This window comes from Pseudomonas sp. GW531-T4 (assembly GCF_017349615.1).
Taxonomy (GTDB): Bacteria; Pseudomonadota; Gammaproteobacteria; order Pseudomonadales; family Pseudomonadaceae; genus Aquipseudomonas; species Aquipseudomonas chlororaphis_I.
The window spans coordinates 47,882-56,278 of the sequence record NZ_JACMZT010000042.1 but is presented as its reverse complement, the minus strand read 5'-3'; the positions used below and the strand labels follow the sequence as shown (position 1 = coordinate 56,278).

Below are 8,397 nucleotides of genomic sequence, written 5' to 3'. Positions count from 1 at the left end.
TAAGTTGGTGGGGTTGGGGGCGCTTGAGACTGATTTGCTGTGACGAGTCCCTTCTAAAGATTGAATACGGCATTGAGCGCTTCTCTCTGAGGCGCTTGCCGGCGAAGGGGATAAGGTCACCATTGCTGATGGAGCACCGTCCGAACACCTCTACAGGTTCACGGTGGTCTATTTATCGTTTCCATACTCTGCATTCCACATGCAAACAGTATTGGCGCAAGTACTAAAGGTGCGGAGTGGTACTCCTGCCTTTTGCTGCATCACCTTTCAGAGCGCCATCACAGAGCTTTGTAGCTTCTCTTCGCCCAAGATCCTTTGATCGTGTCCAGCTTTACGGCGGTTATGGCTCAGGCTAAGGTGCTGGCACAAGGACATGATTTTCTAGCAGTTGTCCAAGGAAGGTTCCCCATGGGATAGAACGTTTTGTCGTTCTCCCACCGTTCCTTCGAATTGCCAAGCAAAGTGCTGTCATCGATTGCCAATAGATATGGTGATGGATGCTCCAGTGGGTTGAGCTGGGCATCCTGAACGTCAAGATATTGCTAATCGAAGGCTGGAAACATGGATTTTTCGACACTGGTGCATTTGTGGAGCGCTGCGCGCTTTGAACAGCTCATCGCTCCAACGATGGTCGTTGGGTTTGTCACCGTTTTATGTACTTGGTACCTAGTTCGATATTTCTACCGGTCATTTCGCCTGAGCAGCAGGTTAAAGAAACTGACCGCACATTTGCTGAAAGCGCGGTCTCTAGCGGCTCCTCAGCGTCGGACTGAATTGGAGAGCCTGTTCAAGGGTACCAATCTTGAGCACTCCTGGCGGGAGTACGCCGAAACATTGCATGACCAGTTTGAGCTTTCGGAAGGTGAGCAAGTACTCGTCCGCTCACGTGCTACCGCCGGCGCAGCACACTTTTTTTCACCTCAAAGCGTCATTGATACCCCACTCGGAACAGAGTTTTATAAACATCTGCCGGGCATTTTGACGGGCATCGGTATTGTCGGGACTTTTTTTGGTCTGATGCTAGGGCTGCAGCATTTTGACCCCAGTACACCTGAGCTGGTCAACAGTAGCGTCGACAAGCTTTTAAAGGATGTATTGTTTGCTTTCATAGGCTCTTTCATTTCGATTATGGCTTCTATCGCTGTGACGATCACTGAGAAGTGGCGCCTCGGCCGTTGTTACAAGCACCTTGAGACATTCAACGAAACCATCGATGGCCTGTTCGACAGTGGCGTTGGCGAGGAGTACCTGGCAGAGCTTGTACGTTCGAGTGCAGAAAGCTCGGTGCAGACGCGTCAGCTTAAGGACAGTCTGGTCACTGACTTGCGTGAGATGCTGCAGAACCTGGTTGATACCCAAGTTCGGGAAAGCCTCAAATTAGCCGATACCTTATCGGCCACTTACCGTGACTCTGGTCAGCTGCTGGCCGATCAGGTGAGCGGTGCAATTGAAAACAGTCTCAAATCCCCCCTTGAAGCCATCGCGGGCGCGGTTCAGGCCGCTAGTGGCGAACAGTCAGGGCAAGTGCAGAATCTTCTTCAGGATGTTCTGGTTGCCTTCATGAATAAGTTGGAAGGTACATTCGGTCAGCAATTCAATGGGCTGCACGAATTGATGGGGCAGTCTGTCGCTGCAATGCAATCGATGCAGCAAGGCTTTTCCACGCTTATTCAAGATATGCGTTCGGCGAGCGAGTCCTCTACCCAAAACAGCTCAACCATGATTGCAAAGTTGCTCTCTGATATGCAGACCGGACAAAGCGCCATGCAGGCCGGGATGAACGAGATGCTTGTCAATCTCCAGACTTCGATTGCCCGTATCGGTAATGAAGGCGAGGACGCAGGGGCTCGGATGGCACAACAGTTAGAAAAACTGTTCGCTGAAAGTGAGGCTCGCCAACAGGCGATGGCTGAGAACCTTCAGGCCTTTGTTGAGTCGATCAAGCAGAACATTGGCCAAGGGCAACAGGAAACCATGGCGAAAATTGCCGGCTCTGTTGAGGTGCTGGGTGAGCAACTTTCGGCGGTGTTCAAGCAACTGGAACATGGTCAGCAGCAGATGGATCAGTCGACCCGTGCTGCACAGGCTGATCTGCATCAAGGTACCCGCGATTTGGTGGGTGGATTAGATGAACAAGTAAAGGCATTGCTGCAAACAGTTACAGAGCAACAAAAATCTGCGCAGGACACCGTTAAAGCATTGAGTGCTCAAACAGAACAGCACTTACAGAGCATGCAGCAAGGTGCTGACAAGATGCGGATGGCGGCAGAGCGGTTCGAAACGGCTGGACAGAGCGTTGCTCGCGCCAGTGAGTCGACCGCGGGTTTGATGGGGACAGTCCAGGGTGCAGGAACTGAACTCGCTCAAGCATCCCGTGAGTTAAACACTGTAGTTGCAGACTACCGGAACAATCGTGAAGCACTGGCGAAAACCTTGGCAGTGATCGAAGGCGTTGTTGCAAGCGCACAAGGGGAAGCTAGCGGCCGTAGCCAATACCTTCAGGACCTGAAGGTTCAAAGTGAGCGGATGCAGGCGCTTAATCGTGAAGTGTATGAGTACCTGGAAAATATCAGTGGTGTGCTGGGTAACGGCTTCAAAGAGTTTGGTGAAGGCATGGATCGGGCCTTGAGACAAACACTCGGTAGTCTGGATGCCGAGCTTGATAAAGCGGTCAAAAGCTTGGCCGGCGGGGTAGAGGGGGTCAAGGAAAGTCTCGAAGATTTCGGCGACATCATGGAACGCATCAGGCAGTAACGGAGGCTAGTCGATGTTTGGTAAGCAAATGCCTTCGGCAACCCGTCCAAGAGACGAAGGAGAAAAGCCTTTCTGGATCTCCTTCGCTGATTTGATGACGGCGATGATGATTCTTTTTTTGGTGGTAATGGTTGCAGCCTTGAGCTCCGTAACTCAGCGTATTAACCAGGCAGAGCAGGGTGAGAAACAACGTAGTCAAGACATTAGCCAGATCTGCGAACATCTCAGTCTCAAGGCTAAAGCTGCTAATAGAACAATCGTTGTGGATTGCAAAGACAACAGAATCAGCTTCGGCGATGCCGGCCGCTTTGGGCATAACCAATATGCGCTGAGCAGCGAGGGGCAAACAGCGCTACAGGATGTTGTTCCTATGATTTTGGATGCGGCAAACAGTGACGAAGGGCGGAAGTGGTTTAAGCAGGTTGTGATTGAGGGATCGACTGATACCGATGGTTCTTACCTATATAACCTGCATCTTTCTTTGCAGCGTTCAGAGTGGGTGATGTGCAGCTTGTTGGATAGTCGCAGCCCACTTCAAGTTGGATTGTCGCCTGAGCACCAACAACAAATTCGGTCGATATTCCTTGCGGGTGGTGTCTCGTTCAACAATGCAAAGGACACCAAGGAAGAAAGTCGACGAGTAGAACTGCGCATGCAGTTCTTTGGCCTCAAGGAAAAGGAAGAAAACCTCAAACCTGAGGTGCCAGTGTTCAATAACACCGATATGGAAAAATGTCAGTTGGCGATGAACCGATGACTAGCCCAATTGTAAGGCTTTCCGCCGCTATCGATTTGGGGCTGTCTGTATATCGCACAGGACACGCGTCTGAGCCACTGGCGCGGTTCCCCCGCCTGGGAGCTGCGAGAGTTGATCTTTACGAGAGATTCGAGCGTGCTGAAAAGGCCCTACCTCCGCCCCAGGAAAAACGCCGTGAGGCAATAAACAAATTCCGAAATGTTCTCCCACTCAGTGCTTCAGAGTGGCGGTTGGTTTTCGCCGGTCTTTCAGATAAGACCGAGCGTGTGGGGCCGATCTTGGAAGATGAACAGCTTTTTGTTCGTGTTCATAAAGAGGTTCATGACCGTATCGAAAAGAGAAAACTAAGTCGTCGAGACTGGTTGGCGCTGTGCTTCAGCTACTTTGGGTATGAGGCTTCCACTCCTGATCAGAATGCTAATTGGTGTCTGTTAAGGGCGGATATCCAGCTTGGTTTTGATTGTGTTAGTGCTCAGCAAAGGCGCGAGAAAGAATGGATTCAGATCGTCCAACAGCATCAGGAACTCTTTTCTGAGCAGGCGGGTGCACGATTGGGTGACCAGATGTTTAATGGTGAGATTAGCGATCTTTCTGCACTGCAGACGATTGCGCAGATCCCAGATAGCAGTTGGCTGTGGCGTCGAATCTTTAATGTCCTCATCTCCCGCATTTTCATGTTGGACGATACCGAGTTTGCCCAGCGTCTACCGGATCTGGTGGATATAGGCCGCCAGCACCCGCGTTACATGAACGATGTTCTCAGTGCCTGTCTTTCCCGCTATCACTTGGCTGATTATCGGGAAAAACCGTCGTCACTCTTGAAACAGGTCGCCCTCGATAACTGGGGAAGTCCGCAGATTCGCTCCAAGCAAAACAGCTGGCTGCAGTACGTTGACGAAAATGTCTGCGCAATGGTGGTTGCGTGGTTCGCTAAGGAAGACCTTGAGCACTTTTTCAATTTGCTGAAGGGGGAGGCAGAAGTCGATCAGTCGCGTCTGCATTATTGGCTGCGGTTCGCCAATCAGATGAGCTATACCCGAATCGTTATGGGGGCGGATGCTTGGAACGCTGGCGGACGAGACTTTGTTCATTTCCGTGAGAAAAATAAAGGGCGGCTTAGCCGGCTGATAGGGGCTCCAGGTCACAACAATGCTGTTGTCATGCAGATCGGGAACTATTTCTTTGTCGAGTTTTCCGGAACGGGCAATGCCTGCTACGTGTACCAAGCAGATAAGTCGCCGTTCAATCCAGACAAGACACAACTCGATTTGACCGATCTAAAACAGCCTTATCGTGCGCTGGATCGTATGCGGCATTCACCTGCACCAAGTCGTCCAAATCGCATAGAAGGTTGGCTCAGCAAGTTCGATGACTCGTTAGGGAAATGGGGGATTCGCGTGCAAAGTCAGATCAGTTCATCTGGTTCCCCCAAACCTGTGGCGCTTGAGGATCAGGTTCGTGATGCCCTGAAGTCGGTCCAATACAAAGTCTACGACCAACGTGCACGAGGTGGCGCCTTTCAAGTTCAGCTGAGTGTTGCAGACCAGACGGCAATCGCAGCACTTCTACGATTAGGCTTTAAGCCCGTCAATCACCAGCCCCTCAGGTTCTGGAGGCAATAATGCTCAAGCGTTTCCTTAAAGGCATAGGCCTGCAACAGGACGCATTGGTAACTACTGCACCAGTTTTTTCCATTGAGGAGCAGGGTCTTTGCTACCCCTTGAGTTTGGCTGAGGATGCTGAGTCCTGGCCATTGGCAAGCTATCTGGACCAGCTGGAAGAGGAGGAGTTTGTCTCCCAGCTCAGTGATCGCTGGTTGCTGACCTGGGATGAGCTTTATCGGCTTATTGATGATCCGGACCATGCGACGAGTGTGCCGTTGTTGGGCCTGCCTGCGCAGACGAAGCTCGTTCCTCAACTGAGCAGCCAAGGCAGCCTTGCCTCTAACGACTTTAAGGTCACTATCAGTGGTTGGCGCGACCCTCAGTCAAACGCCAGCATTCAGATACAGCGTATTGGCGGCACTATCCAATACAACGGAACAATTGAGGTTTTGCCTGAGTCATCTTGGAGGTTGACTGGTGCTGTACGACAACTTTATTTGGCTCAACAAAGTGAGCCAGGTGAAGTGACTAACCAGATCGGTTGGGCCAGCATCAGAAAGTTGGCACGCAACGCGAGTGCGGGTATGGACGGCTTCTTGGATAAAACGGTCGTCATCAAACCTGAAAGCCTGCGGCTCAATCCACGAAAATCGACGGTGGGTAATACGCCGGTGATTGAGCTGGAGCCCAGCTTCGAAGGTCAACCGGCAAACTGGCTCGAGAGTTTCGATGGCGCCAAGCAGGTTCAGGATCGATATCGAGTTACGGATGATGACGGGTCGTTGACCCACGTTCTGATAGAGCCTGAGGTTAAATCAGTACTGGATTACGTTCGCTCGTTGCCCGGTCGACGAGTTGCTGGTGACGATGCGCTTTCATTTGTTCGTAATCCCTACAGCGCGCTAGGGGATAGTGCTGCACAGGTGTTGGACGCAGACACTTATGAAGAGGATCTGATTGAGGCTGGGATCTTCTTTCATCGTTTTAACCTGGAGCCGAAGTTGGATGATGCTGGTCATCGAATTGAGAGGGTAAACCTGACTCTCGAACCAATTTCGCCAGTACCGCAAGCCTCCATCGAAATCACGTTCAATGCGGCGCATGAGCTTGCGCCTTTCGTACATGAATTGCATGTGAAACTGGCCGCCGGTATGCCAGCGGGCTTCTGGCAAGGATACGAGCTTGAACTCAGCGATTTTGATTTACGCCAGCTCGCGGGAATTGGAGAGCTGCTTAAGCGTTGGCAAAATGAAGCAGCTGGTATTGAGTTTGACTCAGTACTGGACCTTTCACTCTATGGCGACCGAGTAACGGGTATCGGTGAAGCCGAGCGCATCACATCACCATTCCTGGTCAAAGAGGCAACTGAAAACTGGTTGCCACCGGATGTTGCAATGCTTGGCATTGATGCGGAGATTTTGGGGCGGTGGGATCCCTCCGACCGTGCTCAATTCGAGGTTTTTGAGCAGCGACTGGACGAGGCTCGTGCCGCGGGTGACGAATTGGTTTATTTACCTGAGTCTGAGACACCTCTTCCTATTGCTGTAGCGGAGCAGCTCTTTGATGCATGGTCAAAAAAGATTGCTCCTGTCGAGACTGCGTTGGTTAAGCCTGTCGATAAGGTCGGTCGTGCTGTTCTGCAGATTGGTCACAATATCGACGAACCCACCTACGTACAGGTTCGTCAGGCGGCCTTGCGAAGCGCTTTGGACGCAACGCCAGAGCTGCCTAATCTCCTAAAGCCTGAAGTCGTGCTGCGGGACCATCAATTGCAAGGTGTCGCTTGGTTGCAGCATCTTTTCCGTCTGTCCCCCACGGATGTATCGGGTTGCTTGCTTGCCGATGATATGGGACTTGGAAAAACAATCCAGCTACTTACCTTTCTGGTCTGGTATCTCGAAAAGTATCCCGAAGATAAGCCAACGCTAATCGTCGCCCCGGTCTCGTTACTGGATAACTGGGAGCGTGAGCTTCGAAGATTCTTCTTTGCTGACGCTCTACCAGTACTGAAGTTGTATGGTTCAGCCTTGAGTGCTGTGAAGTTCAAAAAGGAGGAAATTCCTGCCGATTTGAAAGGCAAAGGCATCAAAAATCTTCTTCGTCCAGGGTGGATGGGCGATGCCAAAATTGTCCTGACAACTTACGAAACGCTTCGCGACCAAGAGTTTTCTCTGGCACGCCAGCAGTGGTCGATCGTTGTCTGTGACGAAGCGCAAAAGCTAAAGAATCCGGCTGCATTGGTGACACAGGCAGTCAAAGCTATTCCTGCGAGATTTCGAGTGGCCTGCACCGGGACACCTGTCGAGAACACGCTTATCGATCTATGGTGCCTTTTCGACTTCATCCAGCCGGGCTTTCTGGGTGGCTTGAACCAGTTTGGTCGCGAGTATCAGCGCCCAATCGAAGCTGGCTTGGAGCGCGATACTGTTGCCTTGGAGCGGCTTCGCGGGCTTATCGAGCCACAGACACTACGTCGTACCAAACAGGATATTGCCAAGGACCTACCTGCAAAAATTGAAGACTCGGCCTGCCGTGCACTGTTCATGCATACCTTACAGAGGAATCTGTACCTGTCTGAGGTATCCGCCTACAGCCAGAAGCAACAGATCAACGAGCAGCTCGATCAAAAGGCCTCCCATATGCTTGGCTTGCTGCACAAGCTCAAGCTCATTTGCGCCCATCCTTACAGCGTCCAGCCTGATAAAAGGCTGCGCGATAACTCACCGAAGCTTCAATGGTTGATGCAAACCCTCGAGTCCATCAAAAGAGCCGGCAAGGGGGATAAAGTGATTGTCTTCACTGAGTTGCGGGATATTCAGCGGGAATTACAGTACGCGATTCAGGAGCACTTTGGTTTCCGCGCCACCGTGATTAATGGCGAGACCAGCACCAGCAGCCAGAGTGCCAACAGTCGACAGAAGCTCATTGACCAATTCCAGGAGCTTCCAGGGTTTGGGGTGATCATCCTGTCGACCATTGCTGTCGGTTTTGGGGTGAACGTGCAGGCGGCCAACCATGTGATCCACTTTACCCGTTGCTGGAACCCAGCTAAGGAAGATCAAGCGACGGATCGGGCTTATCGGATTGGGCAGGAGAAGGATGTATATGTGTACTACCCGACTATTCGAGATGAGGCGATGCCAACGTTTGAGGCTACGTTGGATGAGTTGTTGAGCAAGAGGAGGGCATTGGCTCGGGACATGTTGAGTGGGGCTTCGGAGATTCAGGCATCAGAATTTGAAGCATTATTGGGGGCTCGTTGAAAGTCGAGCCCTTAGCCTT

At 51.6% G+C, this 8,397-nt stretch carries 4 protein-coding genes; all 4 read left to right on the top strand.

Annotated elements, in window-relative coordinates; translation table 11 throughout:
• The first annotated feature begins 561 nt into the window (after positions 1-561).
• Genes zorA1 through zorD form a run of 4 tightly spaced genes read left to right on the top strand, consistent with a single transcriptional unit; the run spans position 562 to position 8,378 of the window.
• Entirely contained in the window at positions 562-2,754 is a 2,193-nt protein-coding gene (zorA1, locus tag J4D28_RS25445) for a type I Zorya anti-phage system protein ZorA1 (RefSeq protein WP_096373844.1), read from the top strand.
• A gap of 13 nt (positions 2,755-2,767) precedes the next feature.
• Positions 2,768-3,511 carry a type I Zorya anti-phage system protein ZorB1 gene (gene zorB1 / locus J4D28_RS25440; RefSeq protein ID WP_103331923.1) on the top strand — a complete coding sequence of 248 codons (744 nt, stop codon included), beginning with the start codon at positions 2,768-2,770 and terminating at the stop codon, positions 3,509-3,511.
• Entirely contained in the window at positions 3,508-5,133 is a 1,626-nt protein-coding gene (zorC, locus tag J4D28_RS25435; RefSeq protein ID WP_103331922.1) for a type I Zorya anti-phage system protein ZorC, read from the top strand. Before zorB1 ends, zorC begins: the two co-directional genes overlap by 4 nt.
• Entirely contained in the window at positions 5,133-8,378 is a 3,246-nt protein-coding gene (gene zorD / locus J4D28_RS25430) for a type I Zorya anti-phage system protein ZorD (RefSeq protein ID WP_103331921.1), read from the top strand. The genes zorC and zorD overlap by 1 nt, the downstream gene beginning before the upstream one ends.
• Positions 8,379-8,397 lie beyond the last annotated feature (19 nt).

What these genes read in the sequence shown, in the direction of transcription:
- zorB1 (WP_103331923.1), top strand. Translation starts at nt 2,768, where the DNA reads ATGTTTGGTAAGCAAATGCCTTCGGCAACCCGTCCAAGAGACGAAGGA.
- zorD (WP_103331921.1), top strand. Translation starts at nt 5,133, where the DNA reads ATGCTCAAGCGTTTCCTTAAAGGCATAGGCCTGCAACAGGACGCATTG.
- zorA1 (WP_096373844.1), top strand. Translation starts at nt 562, where the DNA reads ATGGATTTTTCGACACTGGTGCATTTGTGGAGCGCTGCGCGCTTTGAA.
- zorC (WP_103331922.1), top strand. Translation starts at nt 3,508, where the DNA reads ATGACTAGCCCAATTGTAAGGCTTTCCGCCGCTATCGATTTGGGGCTG.